This window comes from Micromonospora inaquosa, from assembly GCF_003857055.1.
Classification (GTDB): Bacteria; Actinomycetota; Actinomycetes; order Mycobacteriales; family Micromonosporaceae; genus Micromonospora; species Micromonospora inaquosa.
The window spans coordinates 1-22,026 of the sequence record NZ_QGSZ01000304.1; the positions used below are offsets into that span (position 1 = coordinate 1).

The following is a 22,026-nucleotide window of genomic DNA, read 5'->3' on the forward strand; positions in this document are numbered from 1 at the left end:
TACGCTGTGGCACGCGGCCACCGCCAGATCTAACGTTATGTCCACAACAGACAGACGATCATGCGGTGGCCGCACCTCGTCCACCAGCCCCAACAGCTACATCTCAAACGGCGGCTGTCGTACTAGCCGCCGGCCAATCAGCCCTGCTCGGCAGGCTCTTCGATTGACGGGCTCAGAGCGCCGGGTTGGAAGACCGTTCCAGGTGATCCACTTCGGAAATCCTCGGCGGGCGCCGGGTCGGGATCCGCATCGACGTAGCGACCCTGAGCTTCCTCGACCTCGACGCCCGTGAGCTGCTACGAACCCGACGCTCCGGGATCGATGGCTGCCGTGTGCTGCTGGATGAACTGGACGCGCGAGGCGACGTCGCTGCGGGGCAGGGTGCTGAGCTCGTAGCCGTGTTGGGTGTAGGCGGCGACCATCGCGTCATGGGTACGCACGGCCTCGGCGAAGTCCTGGTGTCGTTCGCTGTCGGTGGTGTAGATCCGCGGCCAGGGCGGGGCGATGAACACACGCTGGTGGTAACGGAACAGCTGCGCTGCGGCCGTCACATGCGCTGGAGCGGGTTGGCCGAGAAGGAGGTAGTAGCCGATGAGGTCCGGGATCGCCCGGTCGAAGAAGACGGGTCCGGGATGCCGGCTGGCTTGGCGGTAGGAGCGGATCTCCCAGCTGAGCATGACCTCGGCGAACAGTCGTGAGTCCCCGGTGTGCAGCGCCTGACCGCCGATCGATAGCTGGTCCTGGATGATCTGTCGCCCCGCTTCGTCGATGCAGGCGTGACCGGCACGCCGCAAGCTGTCGATCAGCGTGGTCTTGCCGGCTCCGGGTCCCCCGGTAATGACGATGTACTGGCTGCTCACGTCGTCCTCTCTGATAGGCCTCTACTCCTCATGACCCCACCCTCTGTCCGCCGAGGATGATCACCGAGGACGCGTGGGTACAGGTGATCTCCGCAGCCCGCCAGGAGTGGATTCTTCCGTTCACGGGGCTGACCCCCGCTAACGCGGGACCACCGCCTCGCAGCGTCTGGCAAGAACTACCGGTACTCGACGAACCTGCAAGTGGCCATCGACGCCAGCACCCGCCTGGTCATCGCCGTCGGCGACCCTCAGCCGGGCAACCGCAACGACACGATCGTCTACCGCACCTCCGGCATCGACCAGAAGTTGGCCGGCCGGCCCGTCATGGCCGACGGCGGCTATCGCGGCAACCCCGAGGTGATCAGCCCGTACCGCAAGAACCGCGACGGCAGCCCACTACCGGCCTGGAAGCAGTAACTGAATGCCCAGCACCGCACCGTCCGCGCACAGGTGGATTCATCAACCCGATCTATGGCGGGACTGGCCGCCTGCGCCGTGCCGATGCATCTCATCGCGGCCGGCGATGGCATCCGCCCGTCGTGGCCCCTGGCGCAGCTCGCCACGCTGGCTCCACACGGAAGGCTCTCAACCGTCCCTGGTGTGCCACATGACTTCTGGTTCACCGACCCAGAGGTGTGGGCCAAGCCCGTCACGGACGCCTGCGCCGATTTCGGGGCCTCCACCTCCGGGAAGGCTGGCATCCCGGCGTGAGAGGTATTGGCGTTCACGGCGGATGGGCCCTCGATCGACGCTCCGTTCACCAACCAACAGTGCACACCGCACACGGCGGCCCACCCACCAGCCGCGTCCCCAACCTCTCTGGGCGGAACACCTAGTCCCTCGAGGTGACGACGCGCTGAATCAGCGTTATGGACTCGACACCTCTGAGATGCGGGATCACGACCGCGTGAACTGGACGGGTAAGGATGTCGAGCACCGCGCCGGAAGGTTGACTCTCCCGTGCGTGCACTCGCAGCTCCATGTCGCACAGGTCGACCTGGTCGATGGTCACCTCGAAGCCGCTCGACGGGCGCGCGCCCAATGCCACGAACAAAACCAGTTCCTGTCCCCAGCGGACCTCTCCCTCAGTGCGGCGCGCTGGCTGATCCCATTCGGCGGCCCACTCTTCCCTGCTGTCCACACTGAACAGGCCAACAGGACGCGGGCGGCGGCGGCCGGCATAGCGCGTGGTATGCAAGAGGGTGCGGAAGGGCACTGGCTCCGATGGGCTGTCGGGCATCGTGCTGACGATAGCAGTCGTGTGAGGCTAGCCCCGTTGCTCGAACGTTACCGTCAGGGACCAACGTCGATCTTGCCGGCTGCCACACTGCGCCGGTGTGGAAAATCAATATACTCAAGCCCCCGTGGCTGGCGTCGCGGCTGGCGGCAATGCTCGCTATCGTGCTCACGTCGTCGGTGGGCATGGCGGTCGTGTCCGCCACCCCGGCCAGAGCAGGTATCCCGGCCGGAGGCATGGCAGCCGGCGATCTGAACACGCTGTTCAATGCCTACGGCAATGCAGGTAACCACTGGACCGGCGCCGATGGGACCACCTCCGTGGCGCTGCCGGACGGACGTGTCGTCTGGCTATTCTCGGATACGTTCCTCGGCACCGTGAACGCCGACTACACCAGGCCGGCTTACAGCCCCATGGTGAACAACACCATGGTGGTGCAGGACGGCACGCAGCTCGTGAAGACGCTGCATGGCGGGACGCCGACGGAACCCCGGGCCTACATCACGCCGGCCTCTCAGAACGACGAATTCTTCTGGCCTGCGGACGGCATGGTCGAAGGGGGCGTGCTGAAGGTCCTCTTGAGCAGGGTGCGCGTCAGCGGAGGCGGTGCCCTCGACTTCGAAGTCGTTGGTAACGCCATGGCGACCCTTAACCTGCCGTCGCTGACCGTGGCGTCGGTCGTGGACCTTCCGCTCCCGTCGACGATCTCTTGGGGGTCCGCGCTTCTGTCAGAGGGCGGCTACACCTACGTCTACGGCACGTCATCAGCTCCGGGCCGGATGAAATTCGCCCACATTGCCCGGGCCGCGGCTGGGGCAGTCGGCGGCACGTGGGAATTCTGGACCGGCACGGGGTGGTCGCGCGACGCCGCCACCGCGGGCCCGGTTATGAGCGGTGTCGGCACTGCCTACTCAGTGGAGAAGATCGGCACCCAGTACGTCCTGGTGACCCACGAGAACAACCTGCTGTTCGACTCACAGATCGCCGTATATACCGCCTCATCGCCGACCGGGCCATTCACCGGCCCCCGGTATGTCTACACCGCCCCCGAGGTGCAGCCTGACGCCAAGAAGGTGGTCTACGACGTCCGGATGCACCCGGAGTTGGCACGCAGCGGCAAGCTGCTGTTGTCCTACAACGTCAACAGCCTGAACTTTTCCGACCTGCGGGCCGACGCCCGCCTGTACCGGCCACGCTTCATCGAGGTCGACTGGCCGTTGCCGTCGTCGTCAGGCACGCCAACGTCTCCCACTGGTCTGACGGTCACCGGTCAGGACGACACAGCACAGCTGTCGTGGACAGCGGTCGCCGGGGCCACCTCGTACCGGGTATACCAGCGCGACGTCACTGGTGGACAAACGCACTTCGCGCGGCTCCCCGCCTCCGTGGCGGCGACGTCGCAGAGCCTCGGCCTGCTGATTCCGGGACACGTCTACGAGTTCAAGGTGGCGGCGGTCAACTCCTCCGGTGAGGGGTCGCTTGGCGCGGCCGTCGAGATCACCATGCACAGCACCAAACCGGTTGTCGACGTCATTGGTTACGCCACCTCCCCGGAGGCGATCGCCGGAAGTTACATCGTCAGTCTTCGAACTGGCGCCGTGCCGCCGGAGAACTTGGAACACTTCAGCCGCCAACTCCTGGCTCAGCATGGCGGCACGCTGGGCAGGCTCTACCCGTCGACGCTGCACGGGTTCTCCGCGGAGCTGACCGAGGCACAGGCCCGGGACTTGGCCTCGCATCCCGACGTCGTAGACATCGAACAGAACGTGACGGTGTCATTGGACAGTGCCGGGCAGCAGAGCGGCGCGCCCTGGCATCTGGACCGCGTCGATCAGCGCGGCACGGACCTGGACGGCCTCTTCCGGTACCCGAACAGCGGTGCGGGCGTAACGGCATACGTCGTCGACAGCGGTCTTCGGCCGGGCCACGCGCAGTTCTCCGGTCGCGTGGGCGCCGGATTCAATGGCATCGACTTGTCCACCGACACGGCGGACTGCTTCGGGCACGGCACCGAGGTTGCCGGAGCCCTCGGCGGTTCGACCAGTGGGGTCGCCAAGGGGGTGAACATCGTGCCGGTGAAGGTGTTCGGATGCACCGGCAAGGCGCGCAATGACAGCATCATCACCGGCATTGAGTGGGTCTACCGGAACGCGAAGCAGCCGGCTGTGGTCAACCTCAGTTTCGGTGTTCCCGGCAACGACAAGTCCCGCGTGCGGCGATCGGTGGAGCGTGTGCTCGGACGCGGGCTCACCGTCGTTACCTCCGCCGGTAACACCAACAGCAACGCCTGTTTGCAGGCACCCAAGGACGTTCCGGGTGCCATCGTGGTCGGTGGTACGGCTCGGGGGCAAGCGCCTGACTATCCCGACGTCCGATGGACGGAAGACCCCCCGCCGGGAAGCACCACCACGCAGGGGAGCAATTTCGGCAGCTGCGTCGACATCTGGGCGCCGGCCGATGACATCGTTACCGCCGGTCTGAACGAAGACCCGACCACGGACGGGGGAACGTCGCTGTCGGCCGGGATGGTCTCGGGTGCGGCCGCTATCGTATTGGCGGCCCATCCCGGATACGGTCCGGAAGAGGTCGAGCGAGCCCTCATCGATGCCTCGACCAAGGGTGTCGTTGCCGACGCCAAGAGTGCGCGGGACGGACTGCTTTTCATTGAACAACCGCCCGGCAGCGCGCCGACCAGGCTGACCGCCACCGCCAACAATGACGGCACCATCGCCCTGCGCTGGGACGGGGTGGACGAACCCAATGTGCACTACATCGTGTCGTCACGGGACGTAACGGCAGGTGACACGGAGTTCGTGCCGTGGGAGTCCCCGGTGTTCGGCGCGACCAGCACCACCTCGAAGAAGTTGACCGTCGGCCACCGATACGAGTTTGTCGTTGCGGCGGCGAACACCGCCGGGACCGGCCCACAGTCGAACACGGCCAGCGCGACCGCCGTCGTGCCGCCGCCGCCGGCACCGACCGGGCTCACCGCAAGCAGCAAAGGCGACGGCTCGATCGACCTGTCCTGGTCGAGCCTCGGGCCGGACATCTGGTATTGGGTCTATCAACGCGATATCACCGCCGGCGAGAGCGAGGCGACGCGCCTGGAGATCCCTATCACCAGTGGCACGGCGATGAACGCGAAGTATCTGCAGCACGGACATCAGTACGAGTTTCTGGTCAGTGCCACCAACGAGGGGGGTGAGGGGCCGCGATCGGCACCTGCGACAGCGACGTCGTCGTACCCGGTGCCGGCGGCGCCAACCAATCTCACGGCCAGGGCCGGTGACGGCGAAGTCGCGCTGACCTGGCAGGCGAGCACCACGGAAAACGTCTGGTACCACCTGTTCCAGCGTGACGTCACCGAAGGCGAGGCGGAGTTCACCAAACTTCCCCTGCCGATCCCGGAGTGCTGCTCCTTCACCGCCGGTCTACTGACCAACGGTCACACCTACGAATTCAAGGTCACCGCCGATCATCAGGGTCGGGAGTCCGCTGCCTCGAACGTGGTGCAGGCGAAGCCGCAGATGCCGCTACCGGGGCAGGTGACTGGACTGACTGCCTCGGCGCAGTCCGATGGCAGCATCAAGCTGAACTGGACGGCGCCGGGAGAGAACCTCTGGTTCGACGTGTACCAGCGCGACGTGACTGTCGGTCAGAGCTTCAGCAAGCTGCCGTACCCGGTGCAAGAGTGCTGCACCTTCACGGCGGCGATGCTGACGCACGACCACGCGTACGAGTTCAAGATCGTAGCTACCAATGCCGCTGGCGCGGGGCCTGCGTCGGCGGTCGCCGGGGCAACGGCCCGGTACAGCGTGCCAGCGGCCCCGAAGAATCTCCGCGGCGATACTGGCGGCGATGGCACCATCCATCTGGACTGGGATCCGCCTGCGGCTGGCAGCTATCTGTACTGGATCTACCAGCGGGATGTCACTGCTGGGCAGGCGACCTTCACGAAGGGGTCGCTGCCGACGGATCGAACCGAGGCCACCCTCGGATTCATGCAGCACAACCACGTCTACGAATTCAAGGTCTCGGCGTCAAACATCGGCGGGGAGGGGACGGCTTCCGCCGCCGTGCGGGTCACCTCGAAGGGCGGCCTGCCCGCGAACCCGAGCAATCTCAGCGCAACGGCGGGCGACGGGGAAGTGACCCTGCGGTGGACCGCCAGCGGTACCTCAGGTGTCAGCTACAACGTTTATCAACGCGATGTGTCAGCGGGGCAATCGTGGCAAAAGCTGCCGCTTCCCGTCACCGTGACCTCGATGACGGCGGACTACCTGGTGAACGGGCACACCTACGAGTTCAAGGTGACCGCTTCCAACTTCGCGGGCAACAGCGGCGCATCGAATGTCGCCTCGGCGCGGCCGATGCCTCCGTGGCCGACAGCCCCGAGCAGCCTGTCCGCGAGCGCAGGTGACGGAAGGGTCACGTTGTCGTGGACGAAGAGTTCCACGAGCAACGTCAGCTACTGGATTGAGAGCCGACCCTCTGGCGGTACGTGGAACAGGCTTCCGTACGCGCTCTCGACCTGCTGCACGTACACGGTTAACCTGTTAAGGAACGGCACCACCTATGAATTCCGGGTCAGGGCCACCAACATGACGGGTGATTCTGGTGCCTCCAATACGGCGTCGGCCCGTCCGATGCCACCCTTTCCATCGAACGCCAGCGGCCTCACGGCCACTGCGGGTGACGGAAAGGTGACGTTGAAGTGGTCCGCGAGCCCGACAAGCGGGGTGCAGTACTACATCGAGAATCGCTCGGGCGGTGGCAGTTGGCAACGGCTGCCCTACGCCGTCGGCTGCTGCTCCTTCACCGTGAACATGCTCGTGAACGGCACGACGTACGAGTTCCGCGTCCGTGCAACAAACATGTCGGGTACGGCGTCGGGGAGCAACACCGCGTCCGCGAAGCCAATGCCGCCGTTACCGAAAGCTCCGTCGAACCTGTCGGTGGGCGGCTGGGAGACCGAGGCCTTCTTGGCGTGGACCAAGTCCTCCACACCGTATGTCGGTCACAACATTTACCTGAGAAACGTCACCCGGAACGAATCGTGGCGCGATGCCCAAATGTGGAACGATGGCAATTCCGCCCATTTCTCCTTTCTACGTCGGGGAGATCAGTACGCCTTCCGAGTGACGGCGTGGAACATGAGCGGTGAGAGCAGTCCGTCGAACACTGTGTATATCCGATTGGGTTATATCTCGAGCAATCTGAGGTGCGTCGATGTGGAATGGCGAAACTTCGGCGCCACAGCCCTCGAGATCAACGCGTGGGGCATTGTGCCGCTGAGTAACACCTACGTCGACATCGGCATCTCACGGTACGTCGACGGCGTCTTCGCCAATCGGTGGGGCTTGGCCGACATGAGTAACTCTTCGGGCTACTGGGAAAAATACTGGGATTACGACATGGCTGACCCGCCTGGCTTCGACTTCGACGTCGAGATCATCACCGAGGCACGTGGCCCTGACGGGCAATACTGGGGTACGTCATCAAATAGCTGCGAGGTGTAGTAACACCGGCCAACCAGTCAACGACCGGAACTGACGCCCCGTCTCGGCCTCCTGGCAGCGCGACGCCAGGAGGCCGAGACGGGGCATTTCCAGATCATGGACGGCCTAACGCAACCCTCAGTTCTGCTTGTGCCGCGGCGAAGCGAACCGCAAGGCCGCCCAGGGAACGGTTGACGTCATTTCCCGCCCGGCGCACCTGACCGCGGATCGCCGCCAAGCTCCGGTGCCCGGCGTACCGCCTCAGCCCGTGCCGACGGCGAAAATGTGCTGCTGTCCCAGGGTGTTGCTGGGCAGAGTCACCGACTGCACCGTCTTGCCGGTGGGGACGGGGTACGTGCTGGCAAAGACGTACGTCGCGATCGACTGCCGGCCGTACCGTGCGCTGTTGCGATACGGGGTCTGCGCCACGACCGTATTCCCGTGCGCCATCGAGCGGGAGCCCCCCACGAGGGTCCAGTCGCTGAAACCCAGGGTGACCAGTTCGCTGCTGCCGTCGGTGTAGGAGATCGTGGCCAGTCCAGCTGCGCCATCGGCCCAGCCGGTCGAGGCTCCGAGCAGTCCAATCTTGGTGGCACCGGTCCGGGACGGAACGGAGATTCGCTGGCCGTTCGCGCGGATGTTGTCGCGGTCGCCCGCTGCGAGGTTCGGCCACGTGTAAGTAACACCGCCATGGGTCACGGCGGTGCCGGCCCGCAGACCTGCGGCAGCGAGTGCCTGGCGCGAGTAGCTGTAGCTCGCGCCGTCCACGTCGGCACTGCCGGCGTACGAGTCGTCGCTGATTCCGGCGTTGTCGCGGTGCCCACCAAAGCCGACGGCAAAGACATGCAGCCGGCCCGCAGATACCGTCGCCGGCAGCGTCACCCCAATGACGGCCTTGGCCGGGTTGAGCGGCACCGCCGTCGAGAAGAGGTACGTCGGGATGTGCTCCTTGCCGCCGGCGAGCCCTTGGTTGCGGTACGGCATCGCCGCCACGATCGTGTTGTCCGGCCGGACAACACGCTGGCCACCGGCGAGCGTCCAGTCGCCAAAGCCGACGGTGGCGGACTGCGTCGTCCCGTCCGCGTAATGGACCGTCGCGGTGCCGGAGGCGCCGTCCATGTCACCCTCGGCGCTCCCCAGCAGACCGACCGTCGTGGCCCCGGGTGGGCTGTACACCGTCAGGCGCTGGCCAGCGGCGATGACGTTGTCTGGCTGTCCGGACCGGACGTTGGGCCACGTGTACGTGATCCCACCGGTGGTCAGTCGGCTTCCGGGAACAACACCGGCGGCGGCCAACGCCTCGACTGAGTAACTTGAGGTCCACTGGTCGTAATTGCTCTGACCGTATGCGGAGTCCGCGCTACTGCCGGCGTTGTCGGCCTGGGCGACAGCGTTCGCCCCGTACGACGGCGGGGCGGCAGTGGCAGCCGACGCCCACGAGGTGTTCGGCGTCGTACCTAGAACGACGTTGACGGTTCCACCAGAAGCCAGTGCACCTGGCGGCAGGAACGCCCGGTCCCAAGAAGCACCGTTATACGTCATCGACTGCACGTACGGCGCCGTTGCCTGCGCGGCGGGCGCGTTGATCGTGAGCGTGGCCCCACTGGGCAGCGTCACCACGGTCTGAGGAAAGAGAGGGCTGCCGAGCACCAAATCCGCCGTACCGGGTACCGCCGGATACATGCCAAGCGCCGACCAGACGTACCACGCCGAAGTCGCTCCCAGGTCATCGTTGCCCGGGAGCCCGTCCGTCGTGTTGCGGAAGAGTCCGGTCTGCACGCGGCGCACGGTTTCCTGCGTGCGGTACGGCTTACCCGTGTAGGCGTACATCCACGGGGCGCCGAAACTCGGCTCATTGCAGAGGCAGGCACCGGGCCCGAGGATCTGATTGAGAGTGGCCAGGTGCGTGTCCAGATACTGGTTCAGCGCCGCATTGCCACCTTTGGCGGCGGCGAGACCACGCGCGTTGAACGGAACCATGAGGGTGTACCGCCAGGAGTTGCCCTCGGCCCAGGCGTCATAGTTGATGTCGGTTGGGTCGAATGGGGCGAGCCACTGGCCGGACTGCAGGCGCGGCTGGATGAACCCGCTGGCAGGGTTGAGGAGGTACTGCCAACCCTGCGCCCGCTCTGCGAACCGAGCGCCGGTCGCCGCGTCACCGAGTTGTTCGGCGAACGCGGCGAGAGCGAAGTCGGCGGTGTGGTACTCCAACGAGGTCGACGTGGTGCCATTGTGATTGCAGCAGTCGAATCCGCCGTCGTGCGGTAGGTATCCGAGATTGTCTAGGTAGACGGTGCCGGGTCGAACTGGGCCGGGCCGACCGGCCTGGGTGGTCATCGCGGCGAGCGCCTTGCCGGTGTCGAAGTCACGCGCGCCGAAGGCGTACATCGAAGCGATGGTGGGGATAGCTGGATCACCCACCATCATGTACGACTCTCCGTTGGCCACGGACCATTTCGGCAGGCGACCGCTCTGGTCGTAGTCGTTCAGCAGCGACCGGACCAGATCCGAGGCACGATCGGGCGCGAGCAACGCCATCAGTTGAACCTGCGTTCGGTAGACGTCCCAGCCTGAGAAGTTGGCGTACTGCTCGTCCTGGCCGGTCGAGAGGGTACGAACTTGGCCGTCGAAGCCGCGGTATTGCCGGTTGGCGTCGCTGAAGACGTTCGGATGTAACAGCGCGTGATACAGAGCCGTGTAGAAGGTCTTCTGTTGGTCAACGGTGCCGCCGCCGATCCTGACGCGGCCAAGAAGGTCGTTCCAGGCTGTACGAGCGGCCGTGCGCACGGTCGAGATGTCCCAGCTGGCGAGGGTGTCGCGATTGAGCTGGGCGTTCGCGACGCTTACGAAGGAGATACCCACCTTGGCCTGCACGACCGAGCCAGACGGGAAGGTCAGCGCGATACCACCGTCACCCGTCACGAACGGCCGAGGGCTCCACTTCTGACTGGCCGAGAACGCCCGGTCAAACTTGACGGCGAAGTGCAGGGTGTACGAATTCTCCTTGGTGCAGAATCGCCCGTCAGTCACCGAGCCAGTGATCTCCGTTGTGCTCACCGGTGTCACCGTGGCCGTCGAGGCCGCCGCGCCGGCGCTGGCCTTCACCAGCAACGTCGCGCTGGGGCCCGACGGAAAGGTGAACCGACCGAGCGCCGATCGGGTCGCGGTGCTCAGCTCCGACCGGACGTTGTTGGCGAGAGTCACCGCGTAGTGACCGACCGACGCCGACTCGGTGGTGTGGGAAAAGCCGACCGTGGCATTGTCCTTGTCCGCTGGCACCGTGCCGGTGATGGGCAGAATGGGAACGTTGCCGTAGGCGAAGCAGCCGGCGCCGCTCATCCTGTTCAAACCGAAACCGCTGATCGAGGTGGCGTCATGGTCGTAGCCACCACCCGGCACCCGGGGGGCGGTGTCCGGAGCCCACTGGAGCATGCCGAACGGCATGCTCGGGCCGGGCGAGGTGTTGCCCGCATCGTTGCCCGGCAGATCCGGTGCCGCGAGAGTGCCGACCATCGGATTGACAAGAGCCGACGGGTCCGTCACCAGTGAAGCAGTTGCCCGGGCGGAGACCGGGCTGGTCACCACCGACCCCAGGGTAGCCACCAGCAACGTCACCAATGCCGCCGCGCCCACGTGCCGTCCGCCCACTCGTTCCACCACTTTCGACTGTCTGTGTCGGGGCCGTGCGACAACCTCGGCCGAGTCGGTGCGACGCTACCGGCGTGACCGCTGCGGCGCTGTCCCGTCCCATCCGACGGAGGAGCGCCGCCACCATCGAACGGCCGGCGGGGAGCAGCAGCGGAGGCGGCGGCGAGCTGGTGCGGCTCTCGGATACCGCCGCGTGGTGCCACTGGGTCGGTCAGTGGCGACCGACCGGGGTCGATCCTTGCCGGGTAGCGTCTCACTGTGTATCAGGCGATCTTGCTGGACGTGTACGGCACGCTCGTACATGATGATGAAGGCTCAGTCAATGACGTCTGCGTACAGGTGGCAGATTTGATAGCAATCGATCCGTCTGCTATCGCGACGGAGTGGTCCCGACGCCTGGAGGCCAGCGCCGAGATGGCGTATGGGGCCGGTTTTCGTACGCTCGCGGACCTGACGCTCGGCAGCCTCGCCGAGGCTGTGGCGAACTTCGGGGCATCCGTGGAGCTTGAGCCGATCTTCCGGAAGCACCTGCACTCCTGGCGCCATCCACCGTTGTACGACGACAGCCGGCCGTTCCTCGATGCTGTGAAGGTGCCGGTGTGCCTGGTCTCCGACGTCGACCAGGACGACCTGACGGCGGTGCTGCGATGGCACGGCGTCGCCGTCGCCGCCGCAGTGACCAGCGAGGAAGCCCGCGCATACAAGCCCCGCCCTGAACCGTTCCAGCTCGCGCTGGCTCGCCTCGGCCTGGGCCCCGGCGACGTGATCCACATCGGTAACTCCGCATCGTCCGATGTTGCCGGAGCCGCCGCTCTGGGTATCGACACGGCGTTCCTCGACCGTGCTGGAGGCGGCCTGCCCCCGGGGGTCACGGCAACCTACACCGCGGCGACGCTGACGGCGCTGCTGCCCCAGGTGTTGCCATGTTGAAAATCCTGGTCAGCGGCTGCCTGGGCGGCGCACCGATCCGGTTCAACGAGACCGGCGTGCCGGTCGCCTCTCCGATCTGGCAGCGGTGGGCTTCTGAAGGGCGCCTCGTGTCGCTGTGCCCAGAACTGGCCGTCGGATTCCCGGTGCCGCGCCCGCCAGCCGAGATCGTCGGCGGCAGCGCGGCCGACGTCCTCGACGGCCGCGCCCACGTACACGAAGCATCGGGCCGTGACGTCACCGAACTGTTCCAGGCGGCGGCGCAGCGGGCGGTCGACAAGGCACTGCAGGCCGACGTCGGGCTGGCCATCCTGGTCGAGGGCAGCCCTACCTGCGGTAGCACCTACGTTCACGACGGAACCTTCAGCGGCGTCACCGTCGCTGGGCGTGGCGTCGCGGCCGAGGCGTTGCGCCGCCGGGGCATCCCTGTGTTTCCTCACTACGACCTGGACCGGGCAGCGGCTGCTCTGGCGGATCAGGAACGGCAGCACGGCAACGGCTGACGCCCGCTTGTCGCAGCCTGCGGTATCACCTAACGCACTCACATCGGCTTCTTTCAGCAGTGTGGCAGCCGGGCCGCACCGGCGGCTTACGGGGTGTCGGACCAGCGCAGTGCCGACAGCGTCCGCATCGGGTACGACCACGTGAAGGTGCCGGTGTTGGCGCCGGCTGCTCACGTCACTGACGGGTTGAGCGGGGAGGCCCGCGTGGTCACCGGCGGGAACGGACGACGCCGCCGCGGGAGCTGCCAAGGGCTGCGCTCTGCTCGATCAACGGACCTGGGACGTACACCGCTTCGACATCGTGGTGGCCGGCAACCTGGCTAAGTTCGGACGGCACGCCGAGCTGCGCGCGTTCCTGGCTGGCACCGGACGACGGGTTCTCGTCGAGGCCAGCCCGGTGGACGGATCTGGGGTATCCGAACGAAACCGCGCCTTTCCGGATCGCCGCCCCAACGCCGCCTCGGCTCGACCGCCCTTATGAAACAGGCCCTAACCGACGGCGGATCGGAGGTCGTCGGCCCGGTCGGTGCGCTCCCAGGTCAGGTCCGGCAGGTCGCGGCCGAAGTGGCCGTAGGCGGCGGTCTGCCGGTAGATCGGCCGGAGCAGGTCCAGGTCGCGGATGATCGCCGCCGGCCGGAGGTCGAAGACCTGACCGATCGCCTTCTCAATCCGTTCCACGGCCACCTTCTCGGTGCCGAACGTCTCCACGAACAGGCTCACCGGATGGGCCTTGCCGATCGCGTACGCGACCTGCACCTCGCAGCGCTCGGCGAGACCGGCGGCGACCACGTTCTTCGCCACCCACCGCATCGCGTACGCGGCTGACCGGTCGACCTTCGACGGGTCCTTGCCCGAGAAGGCTCCGCCGCCGTGCCGGGCGTAACCGCCGTACGTGTCGACGATGATCTTGCGGCCGGTCAGTCCGGCGTCACCCATCGGCCCGCCGATCTCGAACCGGCCGGTCGGGTTCACCAGCAGCCGGTACCCGTCGGTGGCCAGTCCGAGCGCGGCCAATTCCGGCTCCACCACCTGGGCCCGGACGTCCGGCGTGAGCAGCGAATCCAGCGAGATGTCCGCAGCGTGCTGGCTGGAGACGACAACCGTGTCGAGCCGGACCGGGCGCAGCCCCTCGTACTCGATGGTGACCTGGGTCTTGCCATCGGGCCGCAGGTACGGGACGGTGCCGTCCTTGCGGACCGCCGACAGCCGGCGGGCCAGCCGATGCGCCAGCGCGATCGGCAACGGCATCAGCTCCGGCGTCTCCGAGCAGGCGAAGCCGAACATCATGCCCTGGTCACCGGCGCCCTGCGCGTCCAGCGCGCTCTCCGCCGCACCGCTGCGCTGCTCGATCGCGCTGTCGACGCCCTGGGCGATGTCCGGCGACTGGGAGCCGATCGACACGCTGACGCCGCACGACGCACCGTCGAAGCCCTTTATCGACAGGTCGTACCCGATGCCGAGGATGGTCTCCCGGACGATGGCCGGGATGTCGGCGTACGCCGTGGTGGTCACCTCGCCCGCGACGTGCACCTGCCCGGTGGTGATCAGGGTCTCCACCGCGACCCGGCTGCGTGGGTCCTGGGCCAGCAGCGCGTCGAGGATGGCGTCGCTGATCTGGTCGGCAATCTTGTCCGGGTGGCCTTCGGTGACCGACTCGGAAGTGAACAAGCGTCGCACGATGTTGCCCTTTCGTCACGGGGGAAGGTACGGCTATCGCCAGCTCGCCGGGCTGCGGTAGTCCCCGACCGGTCCGAAACGGCGCCACCGGCTGCGGGTCCGGCGCTGCCGCCGGTCGGGATGGTGCGGGTCGTCCCCGCCGGCCTGACTGGTCACCGCACGGGCCATCAGCACCAGGGTCAGGGCCGCGAGTTCGTCCGGCGCGAGGTCACCGTCGACGATCCGGTACAGGGTGTCCATGGACGTCTCCTCGAACGTGTCGGCAGCTACTGGGGCGGGTTGCCGTGCTTGCGGGCCGGCAGCTCGGCATGCTTCGAATGCAGCATCCGCAGCCCTCGGATCAGCACCGTCCGGGTCTGCGCCGGGTCGATCACGTCGTCGATCAGGCCCCGCTCGGCCGCGTAGTACGGGTGCATAAGTTCCTCTTTGTACTGCTGCACCAGCTCGGTGTAGGTCGCGTCCGGGTCGTCGGCGGCGGCGATCTGCCGCCGGAAGATGACCTTCGCCGCGCCCTCGGCGCCCATCACCGCGATCTCGTTCGACGGCCAGGCGTACGACAGGTCCGCCCCGACGCTGCACGAGTCCATCACGATGTACGCGCCGCCGTACGCCTTGCGCAGTACCAGCGAGATTCGCGGAACGGTCGCGTTGCAGTACGCGTACAGCAGCTTCGCGCCGTGCCGGATGATCCCGCCGTGCTCCTGGTCCACCCCGGGCAGGAAGCCCGGCACGTCCAGCAGCGTGACCAGCGGGATGTTGAACGCGTCGCAGAACTGCACGAACCGGGCCGCCTTCTCGCTGGCCCGGATGTCGAGCACGCCGGCCAGCACCTGCGGCTGATTCGCCACGAACCCGACCACCTGCCCGTCCAGCCGGCTCAACGCCACCACCACGTTGGTCGCCCAGCTCTCGTGCACCTCCAGGTAGTGCCCGTGGTCGCTGAGTTCCTCGATCACGTGGCGCACGTCGTACGGGCGGGCGCCGTCGGCCGGTACCAGGTCCACCAGCCGTTCGCAGAGCCGGTCCGCCGGGTCGTCGGTCGCCTCGGCCGGCGGCGTATCCCGGTTGTTCAGCGGCAGCATGGACAGCAGGAACCGCACGTCCTCCAGGCAGGTCCGCTCGTCGTCGTGCACGAAATGCGCCACTCCGGACACCTCGCCGTGCACGTCCGCGCCGCCGAGCGCGTTCTGCGACACCTGCTCGCCGGTCACCGCGGCCACCACGTCCGGGCCGGTGATGAACATCTGTGCGGTCTCGCGCACCATGAACACGAAGTCGGTCAGTGCGGGCGAGTACGCGGCGCCCCCGGCGCACGGGCCGAGCATCACGCTGATCTGCGGGATGACTCCGGAGGCCTGGGTGTTGCGCCGGAAGATGCCGCCGTAACCGGCGAGCGCGACCACACCTTCCTGGATCCGGGCGCCGGCACCGTCGTTGAGCGACACCAGTGGGGCGCCGGCCGCGATCGCCATGTCCATGATCTTGTGGATCTTCTGCGCGTGCGCCTCGCCCAACGCCCCGCCGAAGATGCGGAAGTCGTGCGCGTAGACGAACACGGTCCGGCCGTACACGGTGCCCCACCCGGTGATCACTCCGTCGGTGTACGGCCGCCGGTCCTCCAGCCCGAACCCGCTGGCTCGGTGCCTGCGCAGCGGCTCCACCTCGCTGAACGAATCCTTGTCCAGCAGCAGCTCGATCCGCTCCCGGGCGGTCAGCTTGCCCTTGTCGTGCTGGCGCCGGGTCGCCGCCGGGTCCGGTCCGGTGTGTACGAGCTGCTTGACCTTCTTTAGGTCGGCGAGACGATCCTCTACGTCGGCAGGTCGGTCCACCTCATATTCCCTTCGCAGCGATCAGTTCCTCGGCGAATCCGATGACCCGCAGGTGATGGGAACGGGCCGTCCAGCCGAGGCTGATGTTGTGGCCCGCGTACAACTGCCGCTCGGTGCGGACGTGGGGTGCCGCCGCCAGGCGGGACCGCAGGTCGGTGAGCGTGTCCGGGTCGTGCTGCCACCACGGCTCGTACTCGGCGAACGTGAAGCGGACCGGCACCCGGACCGCTGGCGCCAGCTCCAGGAACGTGCCCGGCCAGCGCCGCGCCTCCTGCGCCTCCCGGGCCGGCAGCGGTGCCACGACGTCCCGGCTGGACCGGAACGTGTCCGGCGGATACAGCCGCAGCGGGCCCCAGCCCGCCACCCGGGGCCGGCCCGCGCCGGCACCGGGCAGGTCGGTGGCGGCCACCACGTACCGGTGACCGCAGCCGGAGATGTCCAGCCCGAGCAGGTCGGGCACCGACCCGCCCGCGGCCAGCGCCAACGCCACCTTCCCGCCGAACGAGTGAGCCGCCACCACCACACCCGCGCCGGTCGGATACCGCGTGGCGAAGTCCCGCACCGCCGCCGCCACCGCTGCCGCCTGATCGGCCAGGTACTGCCCGTCGGGCAGTCGAACGGCCGACAGCCGGTACCCGGGCCGGTCCACCGCGAGCACGGTCATTCCCAGCTCCGCGCCGAGACGCAGCAGGGACGCACCCGGGTTGGCCGACCCGTGGAAGTATCCGGCGCTCATACCCGCTCCGTGCAGGGCCAGGATCGTCCCGCGCGGCGCCCCGGCCGGGGTACCGACCAGCGCGGACAGGCTGATGCCGTACGCGTCGAGGATGATCGGCCGGACCTCGACACCGGTGGCGACGGCGCTGGTCATCTCACGACCCGATGTCCGCCGGGTGGCCGAACCAGCGGCGCAGCACCAGGTCCAGCTCCTTCGGATCGTTCCCGGCCCAGGCCACGTATCCGTCCGGGCGGATCAACAGTGCGGAGTCACCCAGCGACGAGGTGCCACTCTCGGTCGCGGTCACCGTGGTCACCCGGTCCGGCCAGCCGGCGGCGACCGCCCGGACACCGGAGTCGTCGGTCAGGTCCAGCAACACGCCCCGGCCGGGGTGCAGCAGCTCCGAGGTGCTCGTCACGCCGCCGTCGGTGGCCAGCTTCCGGGGTGGGATCCGGCGGCCGAGCAGCGGGTGGTCGCCCTCGCCGACGTCGTACCGGATGTCCAGGCCGCTGACGATGCCGGCCAGGTGGCGCTTGTTGTCGTCGTTGACGATCAGCTCGGCGAACAGCTCCCGCAGCGGGTCCGCCTCCTCGCCGCCGAGGAAAATCATGCCCTGGGCCCGGGTGTTCATCAGCAGCCGCGCGCCGGCCGGGTGCCGCTCACCGTGGTACGTGTCCAGCAGGTCCTCCGGTGCCCAGCCGCGTACCGTCGCGGCCAGCTTCCAGCCCAGGTTCACCGCGTCCAGCACCCCGGTACTCAGGCCCTGCCCGCCGGCGGGCAGGTGGATGTGCGCGGCGTCGCCGGCGAGCAGCACCCGGCCGCGCCGGTACTCGGCGGCCTGCCGGGTGGCGTCGGTGAACGAGCTGACCCAGTCGGCACCGCCGTGGTGGATCGACTCGCCGGTGATCCGCTGCCAGGCGTCGGCGACCTCGGCGAACGTGGTCTCCTCGGCGCGGTCCGCCGCCGGAGTGCCGTGCTCGCACACGATGATCCGGTCCACGCCCGGTCCCAGCGGCGCGGCCATCACCATGCCGTTGGCCAGCTTCTCGCCGAGGAACCGGGGCTTGAGGCCGCAGTCGGTCACGTCCGCCAGGTACATGCCGCGGGTCGCCGGGGTGCCGGGGAACTCGAACCCGGCGAGCTTGCGGACCAGGCTCTGGCCACCGTCGCAGCCGACCAGGTACGCCGCCCGCAGCTCCCGCTCACCCGCCGGGGTGCGGAACGTGGCCCGGACGCTGTCCCCCTCGTCGGCCAGGTCCAGCAGCTCCCAGCCGCGGCGCAGCTCGGCGCCCAGACCGGTGGCCCAACCTTCCAGCACGGCCTCGGTCTGCGACTGCGGGATGCCCCGGGCGCCGAAGTGCCCGTCCTCCAGCACGCTGTAGTCGAACTGGATGCCGCCGAAGTGCCCCAGCGGGCTGGTGTCCAACGGCCCGAACAGGGGCAAGATGCCCCGCTGGTCGAACGTCTCCATGGTACGGGCGGTGAAGCCCAGACCACGGGACTGGCCGGTCGGTTGCGCCAGCTTCTCCACCACGGTGACCTGGACGCCGCCGAGCCGCAGTTCGCCGGCGAGCATCAGGCCGGTGGGTCCGGCGCCGACGATGATGACCTCGGTGCTCATGGGAGTCTTACCCTCCTCCGGGTTGTTGTTGTCCCGCCACGGCGGCGGGCGGGCCGAACCAGCGGTCCAGGGCGGTGCACAGGTGGTGCGGCACCGAACCCGCCCAGGCGATGTGCCCGTCTGGGCGGACCAGCACGGCGGCGATATCGGTGGACAGCGGCGGCAGCGGCAACGCGCGGACCCGGTCCGCCCACGGCCGGGCCAACCGGACGAGGTCGCTGCCGGGCGCCGCCAGCAGCAGGCCCCGGCCGTCGTGCTGGTCCAGATCCGGCACCCGGGTACCGACCGCGGGGTGGTCCTCCGGCCCGGCCGGGTAGCGCACCTCCAGACCGGTGACCATGCCGGCGAGCGGCGCCCGGTTCGACTCGACCGCCATCAGCTCGGCGAGCAGGGCCCGGACCGGTTCGACCGTGGCGTCACCGAGCAGCAACGCCGCCTGGGTACGGATGTTCGCCAGCACCCGCCGGCCGACCGCGTGCCGTTCCTCGTGGTAGGTGTCCAGCAGGCCCTGCGGCGGTACCGGGCGCACCTGTGCCGCCAGCTTCCAGCCCAGGTTGACCGCGTCCTGCAGGCCCAGGTTGAGCGCCTGCCCGCCGATCGGCAGCTGCACGTGGGCGGCGTCGCCGGCGAACAGCACCCGGCCGTGCCGGTACCGGGCGAGCTGCCGGTTGGTGTCGTCGAACGCGTTCACCCACAGCGGTTCGCCGGTGCTGATGTCCTCCCCGGTGACCCGCTTCCACACGTCGGTCACCTCGGCGAAATCGGGTTCCGCCGCGGTCGGTGCCCGACCGGCACGGACGGCCGGGACGCCCTGACCGTACTCGTGCACCATCACCCGGGTGATCCCCTGCGGGCTGCGCACGGCCACCGCCATGCCCCGCTCCAGCCGCTGGAACCGGCGGTTCGGCACGTCGATGCCGGCCACATCGGCGCGCAGCAGTTCCCGGGTCGCGGACCAACCCGGGAACGGCACCCCGAGCAGGTCCCGTACCGTGCTGTTCTGGCCGTCGCAGGCGACCAGGTACGCCGCCCGCAGGGTCCGCACCCCGGCCGGTGTGGCCGCCTCGACGGTGACCTGTCCGCCGTCGTCGGACACCCGCCGCACCGCCCAGCCCCGGCGCACGTCCGCGCCCAGGCCAACGGCCCACCGGCCGAGCAGTTCCTCGGTCCGGGTCTGCGGCACCTTCCACTGCCCGGGGAACCGGGTGGGCAGGGTGAGGTCCATCGGGATGCCGCCGAAGTGGCCGCGCGGCTCCTGCGGCAGCGGGCCGAACACGGCACCCAAGCCCCGGCTCGCCAGGATCTCCATGGTGCGGGCGTGCAGTGTGGAGGCTCGGGACTCGGTGGTCGGCTGATCCCGCGCGTCGAGGACCACCACCTCGGCGCCGCCGATGCGCAGTTCCCCGGCGAGCATGAGCCCGACGGGGCCGGCACCGACGACGACGATCTGGGTGTCCACCGCAGGCCTCAGCGGTTCCGCTCGGCGTGTGCGCGGGCGTGGTCCAGGGTGGCCCTGCTGTTGGTGCTGAGTGCGTTGCGGACATAGTTGCGGGCCTCCTCGACGCCGGCGTCCGGCCCGAGGATGCGGGGGATGTTGTCCGGGTTGAGCACCACTGTGTGCTGGGACGAGGCGGCCACGCCCTCGTCGTTCTCGGTGAACGTCCAGATCCCGGTGTGCACGTTCATCAACGCCGGCAGGGTGACCTGCTTGTACGCGATCCGCTGGTGCGGGAACGTGACCCGGTACGACCTGGTGCGATGGGTCGATCCGTCCCGGGCCCAGGTGTCCATCTCCAGTGTCTGCAGACCCGGGGTCTCCTCGGTGAGCTGCACGGTGGCCACGTGCGGCAGCCGCTCGGACCACAGGTGCGCGTCGTTGATGAAGTCGTACACGTCCTTGGCCATGCCGTCGATCTGCACGGTGTCGGTGAACTCGAACGTCAGCTCGGCGGTCTGCGCAGCCGTCTCCACGATCCGCTTGAGCGCGTCCAGCTCGGAGCGGGAGTTGCGGTCGACCGCCTCGTCGATCCAGGCCAGGTGCTCCGGGTCGTCGTCGACCGCCCGATAGTCGTGGAACAGCCGTACCGTGGTCTCGGTCTCCGATACCGCCTCGAACCACCAGGCACCGCCCATCGCCGCGACCGGCTGGCTGGGCACCTCCTGGCGGAAGGTGATCCGCAGGGCCTCCGGGTCCAGTTCGCGGCGGGAGGTCCAGTTCTTCGCCTCGCCCTTGGCGGTGGCCCAGATCCGGATCCGCTCGCTGCGCTCGCCGCGTTCCACGTGGTCGACGAAGATGGTGGGCGGGAACACCTGAGGCCAGTTTTCCACCTCGGCGATCAACCGGTACACCTCCTTCGCCGGGGCGGCGACGGTGATGTCGTGCTCGACCTCGCGCGTGTTCGGCTGCGACATGTTCAGGCTCTCCTTTTCGCAGGATCAGAAGTTGCCGAGGCCGCCGCAGACGTTGAGCGCCTGCGAGGTGATGGACGCGGCCGAGTCCGAGGTCAGGTAACCGACCAGCCCGGCGACCTCCTCCGGGGTGGAGTACCGGCCGAGCGGGATCTTCGCCTGGAACCTGGCGAGGATCGCGTCCTCGGTGGTGTCGTACGCGGCGGCGTACCCCTGCCGGACCCGCTGTGCCATCGGCGTCTCCACGTATCCGGGGCAGACCGCGTTGACCGTGATGCCGGTCACGGCCAGTTCGTTGCCGAGCGCCTTGGTGAAACCGACCACGCCGTGCTTCGAGGCCGAGTACGGCGCGCCCAGGACCACGCCCTGTTTGCCGGCGGTGGAGGCGATGTTGATGATCCGTCCGCGCTTCTTGTGGCGCATGCCGCCGGTGTCGAGGACCTCGCGGGTGACCCGGAAGACGCTGTTCAGGTTGGTCTCGATGACGTCGGACCACAGTTCTTCCTCGATGTCCGCGGTCACCCCGCCGCCGCTGCGGCCAGCGTTGTTGACCAGGACGTCGATGGTGCCGAACCGGGCCACGGCGCCGGCAACGAACGCCTTGACGTCGGGCGTCGACCGCACGTCGACCGGCGTGCCGTCCACGTCCAGGCCGTCCGCACGCAACTGCTTGATCGTCGAGGTCACCGACTCCGGGGTGCGGGCGCCGATGAACACCTGATGGTTCTGGCCGGCCAACAACCGCGCCACCGCGAGCCCGATACCGCTGGTCGCGCCGGTGACCAGGGCGACCCGCTGTTCCTGTGCCGTCATGGTGAGTCTCCCTTCCGTCAGGCCGGGGTCAGGCTGGCGTTGATCACGTCGAGCAGGGCCCGGGGCGTGGTCGCGTCGGTCATCGTCGAGTCGTCCAGGCGGACGGCGTACTCACGCTCGATCCGACTGCCCGCCTCCAGCAGGGCGAGCGAGTCGTACCCGAGGTCCTGGAAGCTGGTGTCGAGGACGTCCGCGTTCAGGTCGACACCCTCGTCCGCGCCGGCGACCTCCCGCAGGATCTGCATGAGATCGGTCAAAGTGAGTTGTTCGGCCATCTGCGTGTCTC

At 68.1% G+C, this 22,026-nt stretch carries 16 protein-coding genes and 1 pseudogene; 5 read left to right on the top strand and 12 right to left on the bottom strand.

Annotation, left to right across the window (positions count from 1 at the left end; all coding sequences use genetic code 11):
• Window positions 1–296 precede the first annotated feature (296 nt).
• A complete protein-coding gene (locus DLJ59_RS27775) occupies window positions 297–860 on the bottom strand; it encodes an AAA family ATPase (protein ID WP_208648856.1) in 564 nt (187 codons plus the stop codon).
• A 141-nt stretch (window positions 861–1,001) separates the two neighbouring features.
• Between DLJ59_RS27775 and DLJ59_RS27780 the strand changes: the two are divergent.
• Window positions 1,002–1,274: pseudogene (locus tag DLJ59_RS27780) on the top strand (transposase family protein); the annotation flags it as partial.
• Between the two features lie 418 nt (window positions 1,275–1,692).
• On the opposite strand, the gene DLJ59_RS27785 reads toward DLJ59_RS27780, so the two are convergent.
• A complete protein-coding gene (locus tag DLJ59_RS27785) occupies window positions 1,693–2,100 on the bottom strand; it encodes a protease complex subunit PrcB family protein (protein WP_124776061.1) in 408 nt (135 codons plus the stop codon).
• Between the two features lie 95 nt (window positions 2,101–2,195).
• Here DLJ59_RS27785 and DLJ59_RS27790 point away from each other — a divergent pair, with 95 nt between their 5' ends.
• Window positions 2,196–7,616, top strand: coding sequence for a fibronectin type III domain-containing protein (locus DLJ59_RS27790; RefSeq protein WP_124776063.1), 5,421 nt, complete (start codon window positions 2,196–2,198; stop codon window positions 7,614–7,616).
• A 240-nt stretch (window positions 7,617–7,856) separates the two neighbouring features.
• On the opposite strand, the gene DLJ59_RS27795 is transcribed toward DLJ59_RS27790, so the two are convergent.
• On the bottom strand, window positions 7,857–11,255 hold the full coding sequence (locus tag DLJ59_RS27795) for a GH92 family glycosyl hydrolase (RefSeq protein WP_124776065.1): 3,399 nt from the start codon (window positions 11,253–11,255) through the stop codon (window positions 7,857–7,859).
• A gap of 246 nt (window positions 11,256–11,501) precedes the next feature.
• Here DLJ59_RS27795 and DLJ59_RS27800 point away from each other — a divergent pair, with 246 nt between their 5' ends.
• From DLJ59_RS27800 to DLJ59_RS38355, 3 genes are all read left to right on the top strand, one after another.
• Complete coding sequence (locus DLJ59_RS27800; RefSeq protein WP_124776067.1) at window positions 11,502–12,173, top strand: HAD family hydrolase; 672 nt, start codon at window positions 11,502–11,504, stop codon at window positions 12,171–12,173.
• Window positions 12,167–12,673: a 2-thiouracil desulfurase family protein gene (locus tag DLJ59_RS27805; RefSeq protein WP_124776069.1), complete on the top strand. Its 507-nt coding sequence runs from the start codon at window positions 12,167–12,169 to the stop codon at window positions 12,671–12,673. The genes DLJ59_RS27800 and DLJ59_RS27805 overlap by 7 nt, the downstream gene beginning before the upstream one ends.
• Before the next feature lie 304 nt (window positions 12,674–12,977).
• Window positions 12,978–13,154 carry a hypothetical protein gene (locus tag DLJ59_RS38355; protein WP_425271467.1) on the top strand — a complete coding sequence of 59 codons (177 nt, stop codon included), beginning with the start codon at window positions 12,978–12,980 and terminating at the stop codon, window positions 13,152–13,154.
• An 8-nt stretch (window positions 13,155–13,162) separates the two neighbouring features.
• Here the strand turns inward: DLJ59_RS38355 and metK are convergent, their stop codons facing one another.
• Genes metK through DLJ59_RS27855 form a run of 9 tightly spaced genes read right to left on the bottom strand, consistent with a single transcriptional unit; the run spans window position 13,163 to window position 22,015 of the window.
• The gene (metK, locus tag DLJ59_RS27815) at window positions 13,163–14,353 is read right to left on the bottom strand and encodes a methionine adenosyltransferase (RefSeq protein ID WP_124776071.1); all 1,191 of its coding nucleotides are present in this window, start codon (window positions 14,351–14,353) and stop codon (window positions 13,163–13,165) included.
• A 30-nt stretch (window positions 14,354–14,383) separates the two neighbouring features.
• Window positions 14,384–14,590, bottom strand: coding sequence for an acyl-CoA carboxylase subunit epsilon (locus DLJ59_RS27820; protein WP_124776073.1), 207 nt, complete (start codon window positions 14,588–14,590; stop codon window positions 14,384–14,386).
• A 26-nt stretch (window positions 14,591–14,616) separates the two neighbouring features.
• The gene (locus DLJ59_RS27825; RefSeq protein WP_244236271.1) at window positions 14,617–16,179 is read right to left on the bottom strand and encodes an acyl-CoA carboxylase subunit beta; all 1,563 of its coding nucleotides are present in this window, start codon (window positions 16,177–16,179) and stop codon (window positions 14,617–14,619) included.
• Window position 16,180: 1 nt separating this feature from the next.
• Complete coding sequence (locus DLJ59_RS27830) at window positions 16,181–17,050, bottom strand: alpha/beta hydrolase (RefSeq protein ID WP_124776077.1); 870 nt, start codon at window positions 17,048–17,050, stop codon at window positions 16,181–16,183.
• 1 nt (window position 17,051) lies between these two features.
• Window positions 17,052–18,518: an FAD-dependent monooxygenase gene (locus DLJ59_RS27835; protein ID WP_124776079.1), complete on the bottom strand. Its 1,467-nt coding sequence runs from the start codon at window positions 18,516–18,518 to the stop codon at window positions 17,052–17,054.
• A gap of 7 nt (window positions 18,519–18,525) precedes the next feature.
• Window positions 18,526–19,977, bottom strand: a complete 1,452-nt coding sequence (locus tag DLJ59_RS27840; protein WP_208648857.1) for an FAD-dependent monooxygenase — start codon at window positions 19,975–19,977, stop codon at window positions 18,526–18,528.
• 8 nt (window positions 19,978–19,985) lie between these two features.
• Window positions 19,986–20,930, bottom strand: coding sequence for an aromatase/cyclase (locus DLJ59_RS27845; RefSeq protein ID WP_124776081.1), 945 nt, complete (start codon window positions 20,928–20,930; stop codon window positions 19,986–19,988).
• 24 nt (window positions 20,931–20,954) lie between these two features.
• On the bottom strand, window positions 20,955–21,740 hold the full coding sequence (fabG, locus tag DLJ59_RS27850; protein ID WP_124776083.1) for a 3-oxoacyl-ACP reductase FabG: 786 nt from the start codon (window positions 21,738–21,740) through the stop codon (window positions 20,955–20,957).
• Between the two features lie 17 nt (window positions 21,741–21,757).
• A complete protein-coding gene (locus DLJ59_RS27855; RefSeq protein WP_124776085.1) occupies window positions 21,758–22,015 on the bottom strand; it encodes an acyl carrier protein in 258 nt (85 codons plus the stop codon).
• Between the last annotated feature and the right edge of the window lie 11 nt (window positions 22,016–22,026).

Bases quoted from the DNA above. Each gene is read 5' to 3' on its own strand.
- DLJ59_RS27785 (WP_124776061.1), bottom strand. From the start codon at position 2,100: ATGCCCGACAGCCCATCGGAGCCAGTGCCCTTCCGCACCCTCTTGCAT.
- DLJ59_RS27820 (WP_124776073.1), bottom strand. From the start codon at position 14,590: ATGGACACCCTGTACCGGATCGTCGACGGTGACCTCGCGCCGGACGAA.
- DLJ59_RS27855 (WP_124776085.1), bottom strand. From the start codon at position 22,015: ATGGCCGAACAACTCACTTTGACCGATCTCATGCAGATCCTGCGGGAG.
- DLJ59_RS27830 (WP_124776077.1), bottom strand. From the start codon at position 17,050: ATGACCAGCGCCGTCGCCACCGGTGTCGAGGTCCGGCCGATCATCCTC.
- DLJ59_RS27845 (WP_124776081.1), bottom strand. From the start codon at position 20,930: ATGTCGCAGCCGAACACGCGCGAGGTCGAGCACGACATCACCGTCGCC.
- fabG (WP_124776083.1), bottom strand. From the start codon at position 21,740: ATGACGGCACAGGAACAGCGGGTCGCCCTGGTCACCGGCGCGACCAGC.
- DLJ59_RS27805 (WP_124776069.1), top strand. From the start codon at position 12,167: ATGTTGAAAATCCTGGTCAGCGGCTGCCTGGGCGGCGCACCGATCCGG.
- DLJ59_RS27835 (WP_124776079.1), bottom strand. From the start codon at position 18,518: ATGAGCACCGAGGTCATCATCGTCGGCGCCGGACCCACCGGCCTGATG.